This window comes from Maribacter sp. (assembly GCF_016744255.1).
In the GTDB taxonomy this organism is placed as follows: Bacteria; Bacteroidota; Bacteroidia; order Flavobacteriales; family Flavobacteriaceae; genus Maribacter_B.
This window is the reverse complement of record NZ_JADGES010000069.1, coordinates 1-18610: the sequence shown is the minus strand read 5'-3', so window position 1 is coordinate 18610 and position 18610 is coordinate 1. Positions and strand designations below refer to the sequence as shown.

Annotated in this window: 14 protein-coding genes; 12 read left to right on the top strand and 2 right to left on the bottom strand. The window is 32.9% G+C overall.

What is annotated here, in order from left to right; all coding sequences use genetic code 11:
- Nucleotides 1–231 precede the first annotated feature (231 nt).
- From QZZ51_RS11825 to QZZ51_RS11805, 5 genes are all read left to right on the top strand, one after another.
- Complete coding sequence (locus QZZ51_RS11825; RefSeq protein ID WP_291869887.1) at nt 232–378, top strand: hypothetical protein; 147 nt, start codon at nt 232–234, stop codon at nt 376–378.
- Nucleotides 379–482: 104 nt separating this feature from the next.
- Nucleotides 483–2960 (top strand): erythromycin esterase family protein, encoded by a 2478-nt coding sequence (locus QZZ51_RS11820; protein WP_291869885.1) that lies wholly within the window; start codon nt 483–485, stop codon nt 2958–2960.
- A gap of 7 nt (nt 2961–2967) precedes the next feature.
- Nucleotides 2968–4128 carry a lanthionine synthetase LanC family protein gene (locus QZZ51_RS11815; protein WP_291869883.1) on the top strand — a complete coding sequence of 387 codons (1161 nt, stop codon included), beginning with the start codon at nt 2968–2970 and terminating at the stop codon, nt 4126–4128.
- 51 nt (nt 4129–4179) lie between these two features.
- Nucleotides 4180–6369, top strand: a complete 2190-nt coding sequence (locus QZZ51_RS11810) for a peptidase domain-containing ABC transporter (protein WP_291869881.1) — start codon at nt 4180–4182, stop codon at nt 6367–6369.
- Nucleotides 6370–7662 carry an HlyD family efflux transporter periplasmic adaptor subunit gene (locus QZZ51_RS11805; RefSeq protein WP_291869880.1) on the top strand — a complete coding sequence of 431 codons (1293 nt, stop codon included), beginning with the start codon at nt 6370–6372 and terminating at the stop codon, nt 7660–7662.
- 119 nt (nt 7663–7781) lie between these two features.
- Here QZZ51_RS11805 and QZZ51_RS11800 read toward each other — a convergent pair whose 3' ends face one another.
- Nucleotides 7782–8408 (bottom strand): recombinase family protein, encoded by a 627-nt coding sequence (locus tag QZZ51_RS11800; protein WP_291869878.1) that lies wholly within the window; start codon nt 8406–8408, stop codon nt 7782–7784.
- 154 nt (nt 8409–8562) lie between these two features.
- Between QZZ51_RS11800 and QZZ51_RS11795 the strand changes: the two genes are divergently transcribed.
- Nucleotides 8563–11574 (top strand): Tn3 family transposase, encoded by a 3012-nt coding sequence (locus tag QZZ51_RS11795; RefSeq protein WP_291869876.1) that lies wholly within the window; start codon nt 8563–8565, stop codon nt 11572–11574.
- A 305-nt stretch (nt 11575–11879) separates the two neighbouring features.
- On the opposite strand, the gene QZZ51_RS11790 is transcribed toward QZZ51_RS11795, so the two are convergent.
- The gene (locus QZZ51_RS11790; RefSeq protein WP_291869873.1) at nt 11880–12791 is read right to left on the bottom strand and encodes an EamA family transporter; all 912 of its coding nucleotides are present in this window, start codon (nt 12789–12791) and stop codon (nt 11880–11882) included.
- A gap of 446 nt (nt 12792–13237) precedes the next feature.
- Between QZZ51_RS11790 and QZZ51_RS11785 the strand changes: the two genes are divergently transcribed.
- From QZZ51_RS11785 to QZZ51_RS11760, 6 genes are all read left to right on the top strand, one after another.
- Nucleotides 13238–14035: a prolipoprotein diacylglyceryl transferase family protein gene (locus QZZ51_RS11785; RefSeq protein WP_291869871.1), complete on the top strand. Its 798-nt coding sequence runs from the start codon at nt 13238–13240 to the stop codon at nt 14033–14035.
- Between the two features lie 3 nt (nt 14036–14038).
- Nucleotides 14039–14713 (top strand): putative metal-binding motif-containing protein, encoded by a 675-nt coding sequence (locus QZZ51_RS11780; protein WP_291869869.1) that lies wholly within the window; start codon nt 14039–14041, stop codon nt 14711–14713.
- Between the two features lie 34 nt (nt 14714–14747).
- Nucleotides 14748–15179 (top strand): hypothetical protein, encoded by a 432-nt coding sequence (locus QZZ51_RS11775; RefSeq protein WP_291869868.1) that lies wholly within the window; start codon nt 14748–14750, stop codon nt 15177–15179.
- A gap of 5 nt (nt 15180–15184) precedes the next feature.
- Nucleotides 15185–16624, top strand: coding sequence for a hypothetical protein (locus tag QZZ51_RS11770; RefSeq protein ID WP_291869866.1), 1440 nt, complete (start codon nt 15185–15187; stop codon nt 16622–16624).
- A 46-nt stretch (nt 16625–16670) separates the two neighbouring features.
- A complete protein-coding gene (locus tag QZZ51_RS11765; protein ID WP_291869864.1) occupies nt 16671–17321 on the top strand; it encodes a hypothetical protein in 651 nt (216 codons plus the stop codon).
- Between the two features lie 263 nt (nt 17322–17584).
- Nucleotides 17585–18610, top strand: a 1026-nt coding sequence (locus QZZ51_RS11760; protein ID WP_291869863.1) for a two-component regulator propeller domain-containing protein, incomplete at its 3' end; no start/stop codon positions are given.

Genomic DNA, 18610 nt, shown 5'->3' with positions numbered 1-18610 from the left:
GAAAAAGAACAGTCCACAGTTAAAGGTGGATTTACAACAATTGGAAGAAGGTGTAAATTAAGAAAAGCCCTTCGAAAGTCTCCTAAAATAGCTTAATATCATTTTAGCATTCGTTGTTAAAAATCTAAGGAACTAAATCCGTACTTACACTATCTTAGAAATTGATTACAAGTATTTCCGTAGTCTTTTTCTTGTTTTTTTTACAATTATTATTAATTTGAACAAAAAATCATGAAAAAATTAGAACTGAAAAACTTAAACGTAAACGTTTTAACAAAGAAAGAACAGTCAACTGTTAAAGGTGGATTTACAACAATTGGAAGAAGATGTAAAGCACGTAAAGCTTACAGAAAAATATCTCTAAGAGGTCAAATGTAGTTTTTTACTTAAAGCCAACAAATTAAAAGAAGAGTTCTTAAATTAAGGGCACTTCTTTTTTTTTCCTATAACTTTAAAGTCATTTTATCTATAATTATTTTATAATGAAATCATTTTTTTTCTTTTTAATTGCTGTTTTCCTTTTACCCAAAAATATTCTTGCTCAAAAAGCAATTAGTATAGAAGGCCAAGAACCGTATTCTTTTTTAAATTCTATTGTAGATAACAAAAGACTGGTACTATTAGGCGAACAAACCCATGGAGATGGTGCAACCTTTGACGAAAAGGTTAAAATAGTGAAATATTTACATGAAAACCTAGGATATAATATTATTGTTTTGGAAAGCGGATTTTATGATAATTATACCGCTTTTAAAAACTATGCAAATAGTAAAAATGATGAAGCATCGATTCTAGATAATGAAGTAGATAATATTTGGTCTAATACTGAAGCTGTTCAGAATTTATATAATTACATAGATGAAAGAGCAAAACTAAAAGATACTATAAGGTTGTTGGGGTTTGATAGCCTGGAGGGCTCTATTTTTAATGATAATTTCCTTCCTGATTTAAGAAACACATTCAAGAAACACAAGATAACCCTTGATGAGCATATTTTTAATAGTTTAGAAAAAGGATTGGTATTAAAAGATATAGAAAATGAAGCAATAAATAAAAATGATTCTATAGCATTATATAAGAAATTTGAATTAGTTACCAATCATTTAAACAGTATTCAAAATCCCAATTTTCACGAAAAAATGATAGAACAGACTTTCATAAGTCAAGTATCAGACGTTTCGTTTGAAATTAAAAAACAACAAAAACAAAAGATTTTTGTACAAAACCCAAGGGATGCGCAAATAGCCAATAACTTAATCTTTTTGGCAGACATGTATGCAAATGAGAAAATTATATGCTGGGGTGCATCGTATCATTTTGGAAAAAATATCAACAAAATTAAATTTACCGACCTCAGTGAAACGTATTTAAAAACTCAAGACTCATTAAATGTAGCCAATGGTGAACCATCAGATTATATAAAAGGACAAGGATATAAGCTTTTGGAGGGGGGGGTGCCTATGGGTGAAATCTTAAAAGAACATTTTAAAGACGAAATGTACAGCATTGCTTTCTCTTCTTATGATGGTGAATGGGGGGTAGCAGGAGAGAAGCCCTATCCTTTTTTAGCACCACCAGAAAATAGCATAGAAAAGGAGTTAACTACTTTAAATTTAGAAAAGGCATTTATAGAATTGACCAATATTGAACCCAAATACTATTATTGTTCTGCTTTAGGCAATTTGCCTTTGGAGGCAAATTGGGAAGCCATTTTCGATGGTCTTGTTTTTATAAAAACATCTTATCCCCCTGAAATTAGAGAATACGGAAAACCTTCATATTTGAAGAATTTAAAAACCCCATTGTTTGTAAAAGGCAAGGTTTTAGATTTAGCAAATGATGAAGGAATACCAAATGCTGAAATATCCTTATTAAATACTAACAAGATTGTTTTGTCCAATAAGAGGGGTAGGTTTAAAATACATATTCCAAAAGAAGGGCTAAAAGGAAAAATAGTAGTCTCGGCAATGGGTTATGAAAATGACACGATAGAGAATTTTAATTTAGAAAAATTAAAAGAAAACTATATAAGGCTTAAAGAGAAAAATTACAATATTATTAACTTGGATGAAGTTACAGTTTCGGGAAAAGCTAGACAATTTACTGCCGAAGAAATCATAATTAAAGCTCAGGAAAAACTCATAACAAACTATTTTCAAAAACCGTATAATCAACAATTTTACTTCCGACGTCTGAGTAGTGAGAACAGTGAAGTGATAAAAGGGGAAGAAGCAATAATTGACACATATAATTCGAATGGAATGAAAGGCTCGAACACTCCAGATCGTAAAATGTTCGGGGTTTCAAAACAACAACAAGCTATAGGTGTTGATAAAATGGTAGATTCTTATTGGGATAAATTTGGTGATATGGTTTTTGCATTTAATAGAGGTGTGATTTTAAGCAAAGCAAACATCCTATATAGAACTTCTTCATTCGAATTGTTAAAAAAAAATATTGTTAACTATGATGGAAGAAAGGTTTATAAAATTAATTTTGTTAACAAAAACCCTGGGGGGTTTTCAACCAGTTATGGCGGAGTAAAATCATCATCAGGCATTATATATATAGATACAGAATCCTTCGCAATATTAAAATACGATCATTGTGTAATTCAAAAACCCTTTGATTTAAAGAAAAACAAAGATAAAACCGTAGAGCGTTCTTTTAATGTTGTTTTCACTTATAAAAAAACAGGCGATTTTTATTATATTTTTCATAGCCATATTACTGAGAAAACAACATCTACATCAAAGTCTGATCCCAATATAGCACAGAATATTTATTTTACTACAACTGATTTATTATCAACAGAAATAAATAGCTTAAACGTATCTAGAATTAAACAACCACTTTACACCATGTCTCGGCCTAAAAATGACGATGCAAATAAATTATTTTGGATGAAAAATAACTTTATACTTAATGAAAAAAAAATAGAATTGCCTCAATGCAATTAAAAAATACATGAATAATATTATTGATAGAATTGAAAAGCATGTATGGGATTCGGCCCAAAGTGAAAATAGGATTGGACTTCATGACGGGCTTTCTGGAATTGCAATATTTTATAAATATTTATATAGCCTTAATTTAGAAAGAAAATATCAGACTAAACTTATATCAACAATAGAAAGAATTAATAGTTTGATGGCGGAGAATGCTTTCAATGCATCTTTATGTACTGGTATTGGAGGATATGGATATTTACTGACAACACTTCAAGAGGATTCAATTGATATAGGGGATGATTACTTTGATTCACTCGATAATCTCTTGTCCAAAGAATTAATTTTTCATTCAGAAAAGAATGATTATGATTTTCTTCATGGCGCTTTAGGAATAGCCATGTACTTTATTGAAAGATATAACAGTACTAAAAAGGAAGAAGTAGAGAGTATTTTAGTTCAATTTACTAAAATACTTTTGTCTAGAATTGATAAAAATATTGAGAACATTTTTATAGTAAATGAGCAACAGAATGTTAGGTCTCTATATTTTGGAATTGCTCATGGTATATCTGGTTATTTAAATTTTCTTGTATATCTCAAAAAGTCCCTAAAAAGAAAGATAATAAATGTCGATACTTATCTGGACAAGATAACAGCTTTTATGTATAGATACAGACAGAAAGATTTTTCTTTAGGATCGATTCACATGTATCCAAATTTCATAGATATTGATAATGGTAATATTAAAGACGCTCGCTTAGGTTGGTGTCAAGGAGATCTATGTATTGGAAACTCAATTTATAACACAGGGCTATTTTTAAAGAATAAAACACTTTTAAACGAAGGTATACATCTAATAAACAATACTAAACAAATTTCATTTATAGATTCTGGTGTGAAAGATTTTGCGATTTGCCATGGGTCAAGCGGTATAATTTTGCAATACTATTTAAGGAAAACAAAGAGTGAAGATTATAGCTTCGAAATAAAACATTGGTACAATATTTTAACAAACCAAACAAGTGATTTCCAAAAGTTTGAATCTTTCTGTGATAATGATAATAAGTATATAAATGAGATTAATCTTTTAAATGGATCAGCAGGTTTGGGATTAGTTCTTTTGACAATGGATAATAAAATCGATACAGACTGGACAAGATGTATAAACTTACATTGATACTGAATTAAGATTTAAAGAATCATAGATAAGTTAATCCTCAAAGAAATTATGAGAAGTTTTATAAACTATAAACAAGCTGATTTTAGAGATTGCGGACCTACCTGCATTAGAATGATTGCTGCTTTTTATAAAAAAAATATTTCAATTGAGATATTAAGAAAATTAACCGAAAACACTAGAACAGGAAGTAGTTTATTAGGTTTAAGTCAAGCTTCTGAAAAAATTGGGTTTAGAAGCACAGCTGTAAAGTTGTCTGTAGAGAAATTGAAAGATATACCTCTACCCTGTATCATACATTGGAACAAGAATCATTTTGTAGTTCTCTATAAAATCAAGAAAGATGTTTTTTATGTTTCAGATCCTGGACATGGGTTGTTGGAATATAGTGGCAAAGAATTTTTAAACTTGTGGATTGGATTTAATTCAAATTATAGAACAGAGGAAGGTATAGCGCTTTTATTAGAACCTACACCAAGATTATACGAGGTAGATTTTGAAAGCACCGAAAAAAATCTCGGGTTTTCATTCATGTCCAAATACCTTTTACGCTATAAACCCTTTGTATGGCAATTAATTATTGGACTATTTGCTGCTAGTTTGCTACAACTTATTTTCCCTTTTCTTACTCAAAGTATTGTGGATGTTGGCATTCAAAATCAAGACATCCATTTTATTAACTTAATATTATTTGCTCAATTAGCATTGTTTATTGGTAGAACATCTATTGAAGTTGTGAGAAGTTGGATATTGTTGCACTTAAGCACTCGAATAAATATTTCCTTAATATCGGACTTCTTTCTCAAATTAATGAATTTGCCAATTGCATTTTTTGATACTAGAATAACAGGAGATATAATGCAACGTATCAATGATCACGAAAGAATAGAAAAGATTATTACCAATTCTTCTTTAAATGTGCTTTTTTCCTTGATAACTTTCATTGTTTTTAGTTTGGTCTTAGCCTATTATGATTTGAGAATCTTTGTGGTTTTTATTATTGGAAGTTTGCTATACTTCTTATGGGTAATTGTTTTTTTAAAAAAAAGAAGAGATCTTGATTATAAAAGGTTTTCACATTTGAGTGAGGAACAAAGTAAGGTAATTGAGATGATTAGCGGAATGCAAGAAATAAAGTTACACAACGCGGAAAAGCAAAAAAGATGGGCATGGGAATCTGTTCAAGCTAAGTTGTTTAAAGTTTCTATAGATGGCTTGGCTCTGGAACAATATCAGAATGTGGGTTCTCAGTTTATAAACGAAGTAAAAAATATATTCATTACATATTTATCCGCCAAACTGGTTATTGATGGACAGATTACATTAGGAATGATGTTGGCTATAAGTTATATAGTAGGTCAATTAAATTCGCCTATAGCTCAATTGATTGATTTTGTGCGCGAATTTCAAGATGCTAAAATAAGTTTAGAAAGGTTATCTGAAATACATAATAAAAAAGATGAAGAACCATTTGCAGAACAAAGTGTGACTGAGTTTTCTACTAATTTGGCTTTTAAATTTTCTAACGCTTCTTTTAGATATATTGGTTCTGAACAATTTGTACTCAGAAATTTAAATTTTGAAATACCTGCAAACAAGGTTACTGCAATAGTAGGGGTAAGTGGGTCGGGTAAAACAACTCTAATGAAGTTATTGTTGAAATTTTATAGTCCTGAAGAAGGAGAGATTAATTATGGTAATTATAAATTAAAAAATATTTCACAAAAAGCATGGAGAGATGAATGTGGAGTTGTGATGCAAGAGGGCTATATTTTTAATGATACTATTTCTAACAATATTGCAGTAGGAAACAATTATATAGACAAAAAAAAATTAGCTAATGCTGTAGATATAGCCAATATAAAAATTTTTATTGAATCTTTACCGCTATCATATAATACTAAAATTGGAATGGAAGGTGTAGGGTTAAGCACTGGTCAGAAGCAACGGTTATTAATAGCGAGAGCTGTTTATAAAAATCCTAGTTTTCTCTTTTTTGATGAAGCAACGAGCGCTTTGGATACTAATAACGAAAAAATTATTATGGAAAAATTAAATATTTTTTTCAAAAACAAAACAGTACTTACTATTGCCCATCGCTTAAGCACAGTAATCAATGCAGATCAAATTATCGTATTGGATAAAGGGATGATAGTAGAAATTGGAACCCATTCCCAACTAACCAACAAAAAGGGGTTCTATTTTGGTTTAGTGAAAAATCAATTACAATTAGGGAGCTAAATGTCAAAGAAATTAGATGATATAGATTTAAGAAGTGAAGATGTTCAAGAAATTCTTTCCCAAATTCCAAATTGGATGCTTCGGTGGGGAAGCACCCTCTTTTTTGCCCTAATTTTATTAGTATTGAGTATTAGTTGGTTGATAAAATATCCTGATATAATTGAGGGAGAGGTGTTGATTACTACTGAAATCCCTCCTCAAAAGGAATTTGCTCGTGTAACAGGAAAGTTAGACTCCATTTATGTGCAAGAATCACAAATCGTCGAAAAGAATAAGATATTGGCTGTAATTAATAATTCGGCGAATACTGAAGATGTATATTATTTAAAATCAATTTTGGACACCCTTAAGATTAAAGGAAAAATAATCGAATTCCCCATTCATGAAATGCCTATTCTTCTTTTAGGAGAAATAGAAGAGGCTTACGCCGCATTTGAGAATAATTATTCAGAGTATAAACTCAATAAATCTTTAAGACCTTTCTATAATGAAGCTTGGGCTAATCAAGTTTCAATAAATGAGCTTAAAGTTCGTATACAGAACATGCAATCTCAATATCGATTAAACGAATCTGAACTGAAACTAAAGCGGAATAATTTAGCCCGAAATAAGTTACTTTTAGATAAAGGGGTTATTTCTCAATTCGATTATGAAAACAATCAATTAGAACTACTTAATGTTGCTAAAGAGTTAGAGAATTTAAAGGTGTCTATTTCACAAACTCGTGAAGCAATTGCCAATGCTAATCAAAACTCAAAAGGAACTGAAATAACCCGCACTACCCAAGAGGCTAAATTGCTGCGTAATTCGCTACAGTCTTACAATCAATTAAAAAAAGCAGTCAGCGATTGGGAAAACCTATATGTCCTTAAAACCGAAATTAATGGTAAGGTATCTTTTCTGAACTTTTGGAGTAATAATCAAACAGTTAATCAAGATGATTTGGTATTTACCATTATTCCAAAAAACAACAAGCATTATTTAGCTAAATTAAAGGTGGTCGCTCTTAACTCTGGAAAGATAAAAATTGGTCAAAAAGTTAACATTAAATTGCAAAATTACCCTGAAAATGAATTTGGAGTTTTAAAGGGTCTCGTGTCGTCAATTTCCCTTACCCCAGATAAAAAAGGTTTCTATCTGTTGAATGTTTCCCTGCCTGACAAACTAATTTCCAGTTATAATAAAAAAATAGAATTTAAACAAGAAATGAGCGGTACAGCTGATATTATAACCGAGGATTTAAGATTGCTAGAGCGTTTTTTTTACCAGCTTAGAAGAACATTACATAAATAAAATCGCGTAGTTCTTATGATAACCTTTCTTTTATCTGTCCGTCAATTTCCTTATCTGTTTCAAGTCGAAAGATAAACAAGAACAAATTTGCATCTAGTCATGAATAATTTGAGATTTGTTCAAGTCACATAATTCTTGTTTTTGATACGCTTGTTGACCTTGGATATAGTATGTCGGGAACAGCCCAATAAGCTCTGGATGTAATTGTAACTTTTACCATCCCTTAGCAGACCCTCAATTTTGTTCTGTAATACGATGTTCTCGGGGCGACCCCTGTATTTCCCCTGCTGCTTGGCATTTTGCACCCCTTGGGTCTGCCGACGTTTCCTGTCTTCATAGTCTTTACGGGCAACTGCCGCGAGCATATCGAGCAACATCGCATTGATTGCCGACAACATCCTTTCGGTAAATTCGTCCGAGCTGTCGATGAGCCTGTGGCTCGTGGGTAAGTCCAATGAGACAATTTTGATGCCCTTGTCCGCAATGACCGATTTCAAGGTTTCCCAATCCTTACCGTTCAACCTGCTTATCCTATCGATTTGTTCTACAAGCAGTACATCTCCAGGCTCCGTAATTTCCAATAATCTGAACAGTTCGGGGCGGTTCAATTTGCTACCGGTCTCGTTCTCGGTAAACCAAAAAGAGACTTTGATTCCCTTTTTCTTGGCAAAGTATTTAAGTTCATTCTTCGCCCTTTCAGCATCTTGAAATTTGGTTGATGCTCTTAAATATCCATATACTCTCATAAGTGCATTATAAATGGTTTCGTGAAAATAGTGCAATATACATTGTTTATAAATATTATTGCACCAGCAGATTGATGATGGCAAAGAAGTATACCCAAAATGCACTATTTCAAATAACAAGATTTTTTTGAATAAATAACCTAACACACATCTAATGTCAAATGAAATTTTAACCCAAGAGCAGAGAAAAAATTATGAAAAATTCCCTGAGATTCTTAACGAAAATCAGATTTCCAAATATTTTACATTGGACAATTTGGATTTAGAATTTATTCAAAAACGAAGGGGCAATGCCAATAAGTTGGGAGTAGCGCTTCAATTGACCTGTGTTCGTTTTTTGGGTACATTTCTCAATGATCTCTCCGAAGTTCCCGATACGGTAAAAGAATTTGTTGCAGAACAATTATCTTTTGGTAGCATAACAATATTACGATCATACGGTAAAAGGGAGACGACTATACGGGAACACCGTACCTTGATTAAAAAACAATATAACTATCGAGAGTATACCAAAGGCCATTTGTCATTTAGATTGACCAGACTAATTTATCTTCGGGCATGGATTAGTGATGAAAGACCCAATCTCTTGTTCGATTTGGCGACATCATGGTTGGTGAAAAATAAAGTACTACTCCCCGGGGCAACAACCCTAACAAGATTGATAGGGGAAATTCGTCAAAGGGCGTTCGAAACTTTATGGAAGAAACTGGCAGACCTTCCTTCTATATCCCAGAAATCAAGACTGAACGATTTATTGGAAATTTCCGAACCAATGCAAACATCTTGGTTTGATTATTATCGAAAAGGACCTGTAAGAATAAGTAGCACATCCTTTATAAAAGCCTTAAAACGTTATCAAGGTCTGCGTTCTTTTGGAATTGGGGAGCTAGATTTTCAAGGGATACCTCCCATAAAAATAAGGCAATTTGCAAAACACGCATCTATTACATCTGCTTATAGAATTGGTAGAATGCCAGAGCAAAGACGCGTAGCAGTACTTGTAGTCTTTGTCAAGATATATGAAGTTACGGCATTGGACGACGCTTTGGATGTTCTAGAATTATTGGTTACTACTATTGTCAATAATGCTAAACGAATCGGTAAAAAGAAAAGACTACGTACTTTAAAGGATCTGGACAGATCTGCGGTTATTTTAGCTAAAGTAAGTAAGCTTGTATTAGATGAGAAAATATCGGATTTGAAACTTAGAAAATCAATCTATAAGGTTGCGTCTAAAGACCTAATTGAAAATTCAATGGACACGGTAAATGAATTGGCACGTCCAGAGAACAGCGATTATTGGGAGGAAATGATAGCTCAATATGGGAAAATTAAAAAAATACTACCTAGATTATTCGAGGATATCGAGTTCGAAGCTGCACCTTCTGGCGAAAACTTGCTTGATATATTCTTTTTTCTTGCCAGTCTGCAATATGATAAAAGCAAATTTCTTGAGAACCCTCCAGCAGACATCATCACGCCTTTATGGAAAAAATTGATTTTTGATGAGGAAGGTAACATATCAAAAAAAGGCTATACCATATGTTTTTTGAATCATTTTTTAGATGCTCTCAAACGTAGGGACATCTATATTAAGAATGGTGATCGCTGGGGTGACCCTAGAATGAAATTGTTGAAGGAAAATTACTGGGAAAACAATAAAAATCAAATATGCGCTTCTCTGGGACACATTGAAAACGGAAAAGAGTCTGTGGATAACTTGGTAAAGGAACTTGACGCCACGTACAAAAAAGTAGCTTCTAATTTTCAAGACAACGATTCTGTCTCTTTGGATATTACGGGAAATCAACCTTCGTTGACCATAAAGAAACTGGATAGACTTGTCGAACCCGATAGTTTAAAATCCTTAAAAGAATCTATTCTTAGCTTATTGCCCAAAGTTGACCTAACAGAACTTCTGTTAGAAATACAGGGACATACTAATTTTATTGATTCTTTTAGTCATGTGAGTGAGTCCAGTTCCAGAAGTAAAGATTTAACAGTTAGTATATGTGCAGTACTCATCGCCGAGGCTTGCAATATAGGGATAGAGCCCTTGGTCAAAGATAATATTCCTGCATTGACCCGACATCGTTTAAATTGGGTGAAACAAAATTACTTTAGGGAAGAAACGTTGACCAAATCAAATGCAAAACTCGTCGATTACCAATCCACACTTTCATTGGTCAATAAATGGGGAAGCGGTATGGTGGCATCTGCTGATGGTATGCGTTTTGTTACGCCAGTTCAAACAATCAATTCTGGGTACAATAGAAAATATTTTGGCGCTAATCGTGGAATAACTTGGTACAATTATATGTCAGATCAATTTTCAGGATTTCACGGTATTGCCGTACCAGGCACATTGAGGGATTCAATGTTTATTTTGGATGGCTTTTTAGAACAACAAACAAGTTTAGTGCCAACAGAGATTATGACCGATACCGCGGGTACAAGCGAAATGGTATTCGGTCTGTTTTGGTTGCTTGGTTATCAGTTTTCTCCTAGATTGGCGGATGCCGGAGAAGCTGTTTTTTGGAGAGTCGATAAAAATTCGGATTACGGACCACTCGATGATATTTCAAGAGGCATGGCTAAAGTATCACAAATAGAAGATAATTGGAACGATATGCTGCGCATGGCCGGTTCATTGAAATTGGGAACAGTTAGAGCTTCTGAATTAATGAAGACCCTGCTCAAAAGTGACAGACCTTCAGGTTTAGCCAAGGCTATAAGAGAAGTTGGTCGCATCAACAAAACCCTTTACCTTTTAAATTATACCGATAGCCAAGAGTATAGGCGTAAGATTCTTACCCAACTTAACCGAGGGGAAAGCAGGCACAATGTAGCCAGAGCAATATGTTATGGGCAACGCGGAGAGATTCGAAAAAGGTACAAAGAAGGTCAAGAAAATCAACTTGGAGCTCTAGGACTGGTAACTAACGCTGTCATTTTGTGGAACTCCATCTACATCCAAAAATCAATTGAATATTTAGAAACTAAAGGTGCTACATTAAATGATGAGGATTTGAAAAGATTATCTCCTCTTATATTTAAACATATAAATATGTTGGGGTATTATTCTTTTGAAATTGAAGAAAAATTCTTGAAAGGGAAATTGCGCAATCTAGGAATTGTTAATGAAAAGTTAAAAAATATTCCTTAGCGTACGTTTTAGCATTGTTGTACCCGCAATGTTCCAAAAGACGATCGTTTTTTATGAATAATGACTGTTTACGGCAAGAAGAATCGTTTAAATGCGACGATTTTCAATAACATAAGTAGCCTGTTTACAATAAGTTAGATGCCTTATCGTACATTTTCGTACCGATGGGCTTCATACCCCTATTATAAACCCCTAGATACTTCATTTTAATTTTACAGTAAGCTTAAAGCAAATACTATAGTAATAACGGAGAGTTGCTTATTACAAAACCTTATATCGAAATTATTAGATAAAATTGATGTTTTTTATGCATCCGCATTAGAATATAATATTAAAGCAACTCCGATTAATATCCCTATCAAAGGAACCAGTTTTTTACGCTTGTTTTTCTCCTTAAATATAAATCCACCAATTAGTACAGCTATAAGTATCTGACTTCTTTTAATAGCAGAGAGTAACATAATTAAAGCGTCTGGGTCTTGCAACGCTTTAAAATAAAAATAATCAGCCGTTTGCAATAGGATTCCTACAGCAGGAATACTCCAGCGCCATGTAAAATACTTTCTTTTCTCTGTTTTAGGAAACCAAGTGATTAGTAGTATTACCAATAGAATAAGAACGGTATACCAACAAAACCAAAACTGTAAGGTTTGTGGAGCCAGGGATTGGTATTGAATTAAAAATTTATCATATAAACCACTAGAGGCTCCTAAAAACGTAGCACCAATAATAGCAAATATCCATTTATTACTTTTAAAATTAATTCCTTCTTTTTTACCCACTCTAGAATAGAGTAAAACAGAAAAAATAATTAGAAAAAAACCTATCCATTGCCACGGATTAGGTTTTTCGTGGTATATAAAAATAGCCCCAATAAACGTAAAGAAAGGCCCTGCCGAACGTATTGGGGTCACTATCGTAATTGGTAGATGCTTTAATGCTTGGTAAGCAAGAATCCAAGAAGAAGCCATAATCATGGATTTAATAAATATAAAACCGTGTAACCTCCAAGATAAATCTTTAATATAAAAACCAATTTCTTTGGTGTATTCTGGAAAATAATAGGAACTTATATAAACAGGTAATAGCAATAAAAAACCTGCTGTAGTAGTTCCTAAAAGGACTGGAAACACCTCGTTTCCTTGTACTGCATGCTTTTTACATAAATTATGTAATCCTAAAAATAATGCCGATAAAAGGCCCAAATACATCCACATCCGCGCGAAGATACTTCTTTACTCGATAATCTAGATTTAAATGCTCCGAGGCTTACCTCTAAGTTTTAGAGTTGTTTTCCTTCGAATGCCTCGTGGTCTTGCCTCGAGGTAGTTTACTATATGCTAGAGATTTCATAAAATAATTTGTTTTAATTTATTCTCAATCAAGAGTAAAAAACCTGTGATAATTCTTGTTTTTACATTTTTTATAAGTATCAAAAAATTTGAAAATCACCTTTTTTATAATGAACCACAAAATTACTCCTTGAACAAAACTATTGTTTCCTTTAATGAAACCAGCACTTCCTTTATTTGCGTATGCAACCTATTGTAAATATTATTTAATTTGATGTTGACCTACAATGTTTGTTTTTTAAATGAACAAAATTTTATGCTAAAAAATTAAATATAAAGAATACCCCAAATAATACTTACCCGAACCTAAAATGAATCCCAAAATTTTTAATGCTGAGTTGCCTAGTTTTTTATGGCCTATTTTTGGAGAAGAAGTTACTCTTTTTACGTATGCTACTTGTATAGTTTTAGGAACTTTTATAGCTTCCTTATATACCAAGTGGAGAGCAAAAAAAGAATTAGGAATTATAGAATTACCCAATTGGTTTTTCTATTCCATTTTTATCGCTGGCTTTGTAGGCGGTAAAGTTTTTTTTTACCTAGAAAGGCCTATTCACTTTTATAATAACCCAAGTGAAATGCTTCATAATTTCTCTGGTGGGTTTGTTTTCTACGGTTCTTTTATAACCATAATACCATACATAATTTGGTATCTAAAAAAACATAAAATCCCTGTACTACCAATGCTCGATATTTTAGCAGTTACAACCACTATTGTCCATTCCATAGGTCGTTTTGGTTGCTTTAACGCTGGTTGCTGCTATGGCTCTAGTACAGACAGTTCTTTAGGAATAATTTTTCCTGCTAGTAAAGGTATAACTGTACACCCAACACAGCTTTATGAAGTTACTCTATTACTAATAATCATGGTATTGCTATTAACTATTAAAAGATGGCAACAATTTAACGGGCAAATATTTTTAACCTATTTAATGCTTTACGCCTTTGGCAGAGGAGTATTAGAAATTTTTAGAGGAGATAACAGAGGGTACATCGTATCTAATGTGCTTTCGCATTCTCAATTTATTGCAATATGTCTTATTGCTATTGCCGTTTTTTTCTATATCCAATTAAAATCAAACCAAAATATAAAACCCTTAAACCCCTAGATTATGAAATCTATTTTTTTAAAAAAAATTCTTCCTTTCACCTTGTTGATTCTTGCTATATGCATTATTGGCCCTGGTTGTTCCGAGCATGATCCTAATCAGTATTGGTACCAAGATTTAGATGGCGATACTTTTGGAAATGTAGATGTTTCTCTATACCAAGAATTACAGCCAACTGGCTATGTCTCTAATTATACAGATTGTAATGATAATGATGATACCGTATACATAACTGCTCCAGAAATAGCAGATAACGGAATCGATGATAATTGCGATGATATATACGCAGTAACCCTTTATAGAGATAACGACGCGGATGGTTTTGGACATGTAACAGATTCTCAAGTTTTTCAATTAATGGAAGGAGATGCCTTCCCTGATGGATTTGTGAATAATAATGCAGATTGTAATGATAATGACCCTATGATTAACCCTTTAGCCTACGAAATAGCAGGTAATGAAGCAGACGAAAATTGTAACGGAATTTTAGACTATGAGATTTTATACATGGATGAAGATGGCGATGGTTATGGATCCCAAAAAGAAGACCCTGCACAAGGTGTACCTAACAATCTAGATTGTGATGACACCAACTCAAAAATACATCCTTACGCTATAGACGCTCCAAACAATGGCATAGATGAGGATTGCGATGGTACTATTGATGAAATGTTTTAACCTATATAAATAATAACCCTAAATCTTAAAAAAAATGAAGAAATTAATTTTAGTACTGACCATAGCTTTAAGCTTTTTAAGCTGTGACAATGATGATAACAATGCAACTAATGCAAGTGCCTGTAATTACGAAGGTTTATCGTATTTGGATACATCAAACAATGATCAAACATTAATTCCAGAAGCAAGTTTAACTACAGGCTATTACCCAAATAATGGTGGTATAGGTGTTCCTGCTGTTGAGATTTACAAAACGGATGATATTAGTATGGTATTCACCACAAATGTTGTTACTCTTAATGGAACAGGAACAGGCGATTTAATCATAAACAACGGACAAAATATAACCGTAAATGTTACTTGCCAAAGAGCAGGAACAGCAGTAGGAGAAGAGTTTCGTTATGACGTAACCGCCAGTGGTATAGAAGTAGAATTTTGTGTGGTTATAGATGAAGTTAATCCGTAGTTGCTATGAAAGTATATATTCCTTACTTATATATCCTATGTTTTGTATTCTGTAGCTGCTCTACGGACCAAAACATAGACACGGAAATTAACCCTTGCAGTATTGAAGAGCAAGGCATGTATTATAATCTTCTAGAGTATAATGGGGCACCAACCAATGGTTCCGAAAATTTCTATTTTGATGATAGTCAAATGGTCGTAGAATATGTTACTGGGCATCCTCAAGGGGATTACTACCATATGTATTCTACACAATCGCCTTTTGTAGATTTTTATTCTTTTGCTGTTACCACTGGAAGCACTTCTAGTTTAGATCAAAACTGGAATACCACAGCTGGTAGTTACTTAAGTATCAATGGGTCTCCGTTTCCTAATAACAATAGCGTTGTTTTAACTACCGATATTGGCGGTAGTAACGTAGGCGATACTGTAAAAATTAGATTAGAAGGTGTGTTTTTAGGAGAAGGTAGTTATACCATAGAATCGTTAAGTTGCGTTACTATAGATAAAGTAGTTTCTATAGCAAATTATGCTTATATAACAGACGGAACAGATTTAAAAGTTCTAGATATTAGCAATCCTACGCAACCAACCGTAATACAATCCATTACAGCAAATACTGCATATTATGTAAATGTAGTATCTAGTGTTGCTTATATAGGTTATTTTGATGCTGTTGCCCCTTTTGTAAGTTTTGCAAATGTTGCAGATCCAGCAACCACTAGTATTTTTGGTTCTATAGCTAAGGGCACGGATTACGGACGAGTTTCCGACGTTATTCAAGTAGATAATTACACCTATATAACGGATGAATATAGAGGGCTTCATATTCTAAATATGGCGAATTCTAACTACAACAGAATAACTATTTCAGATGCTATGAGCGTAGCCTTAATGGGAACCGATGTATTTATGATTGATCAAGTAAATGGGATTCATAAGCAAGATGCAACACTGACAAATGCTCCTGTAAACCTTAATATTACCAATACACAAGACATAGATATAGCATCATACTCTTATAACCCCGGGAGCTTTCATAGTTGGGTAAGAACGAGTAACAATACGGTACTTGCTGCTAGCATTATAGATGGCAAACTAAAGAAGTTTAATGCAGCTACTTTAAGTGTAGAATCAGAAGTAGACATAAATGGTTATGCTACGGCTATGGCAGTTTCTGGCAGTTATGCTTTTGTTAGTATGAAAGCGAGCCCAGACGCACCTTTACAATCTAGTTATGACGGTATTAAAATGGTCGATACAAATACCATGACTGTGGTAGATAGTAAGCCATTGAACAATGCAAGTGGAGTAGAAGTCAATGGAACTTATGTTTATGTAACCGATACAAACGGATTACATATTTACAATAGCGTTACGGGTAGCTTGGTGTTAGAAAATACTTTCCCAGCTGGCTTTGGAAATTATATAGCACTTCATAATTAAACCCAATGAATCAAATATTCTTTAAATCTTTAACAATTAAACAATCATGAAAATTACTAAAAACCTACTTTATATTATTACTATAGCTTTATTAATTAGTTGCGACAATAATGATGATACCGTAACGCCAACCAGTATCCCAACGGATGGTTTCACCTATAATACTACCTTTTTTGAAACAGAAAATGCCTACGTAAATATAGATGATGATGATGACAATGCCGATGGTTTTCCAGACAGTTATACTTTCTTTTTTACCGATGGAAGAATGTTCGATAATGATGCCAATGTAAATGGTTCTTCGGGAGATTATTTGTATTCTACAAATACTACTAAACTTGTTTTTTTAAATGTACTTGTAAGTGACAACCCTAGTTTAGCTTCCTCTTTTCCTTTGCCAGGAGCAACTTATATTGTTTCCAGCATAGAAGACTCTGTAATTATACATGAAGCCCAAATAGATCCATTATCTCCTTCTTATATTAATAATTCTGTAGAATTTGGGATGGGTAATGACAATATAGGAACCTTTCATACAGCAGGAGTAGTTGCTCCAACCATAACTCTTAATCAAGTGAATATAGATAATAACGACCCAACTAATAGCTCTATAGATGCGGATTATTCTTTTATGAACCAAGACGGTGTTATAATTACAGGTCATTATACAGGAACATTTGGAGTAATCTTAGATTAACTGAAATAAAAATTATTATTATAGGTATCTGCTGTATTTATTTTACGCAGATATAACAGCCTTTTATAAGTAGCACTATCTTGGAATTGGGGAATTACCGATGGTGTTACTAAAGGCTCCTATTTCTATGAATTTTATATATAGAAAAGCCTTGATAGTGTTAATCGCTCGTATACCATTTTTGGAACATGGTGTGTCCAGATAAAAATAGATTAACATAAGTATAAAAACTAGTATCTTCACAAGGTGAAATTGAAATAAAATTGAAAACAAAAAAGCTCCACATCTTATATCTTTTCGTATTCGTATGGAGTTTTTCTTTTGGGCAACAATATAAAAACTATAGTATTAGTGATGGTTTGCCTAGTAATCATGTCTACCGAATTACCCAAGATTACAATGGGTTTATTTGGTTTATTACAGACAAAGGAATGGTGAAATTCGATGGTGAAATTTTTAAAACCTTCACCACCCAAAATGGCTTACCTACCAACGATATTTGGGACATAAAAATAACCAAGAATAACAGAGTCTGGTATGTGTCTAAAAGTGAAAAACTAGGTTATATTGAGAATGATATAGTTTATTCTTTTCCTTCTTCTAAAAAAGGGGAGGTATTTTCCTCTAACAATACCGGCCAGACAAAAGATAGTGTCTCTTTTCATAGTAATTATTCTTATTATGTTTTAGAGGATAGCGTTTTTAGAAAGTACCCTCTGAAAAAGCGTAATTTTGAAAGAGTACTGGCACATCCAGAAATAAAGAATATAGAATGGGGAACAAAATTTAGAACATTACATTTTCTCGATAAAAATGATTCTCCTGTTTGGTCTCCAACAGAACTACAACTGACCAATAGTAATACTAAAACCAATGGACAATTAAATGATAGTATATATTACGTCTCTGACAACAACAAAGTTGTTTTACTAAATTTCAACCAAAAAAAACACTTTACGATAAACTTTAAAGACGCATTAAAATATCCAACAATAAAACACCAGCGGTTGCATAATGTAAATAATGAAACCCAAATTACGGGGTCTCACTTTGTTGGAAAACTTACATGCAATCACTCCATTTCACAAATACATTATATTCCTGAAAATATAGATTCTCATTTTTCTTTTATAGATAAAACAGGCAATATATGGGCGGCTTCCTTTAATAAAGGAGTTTATTTTTTCCCTGCATCAGAGAAATACACTAAAACGTACTTTCGAAACCAGAAAGCACAAGAAATAAAAAAAATAGACAGTACCATTTGGGTTACCATATTCAGAAAAGGA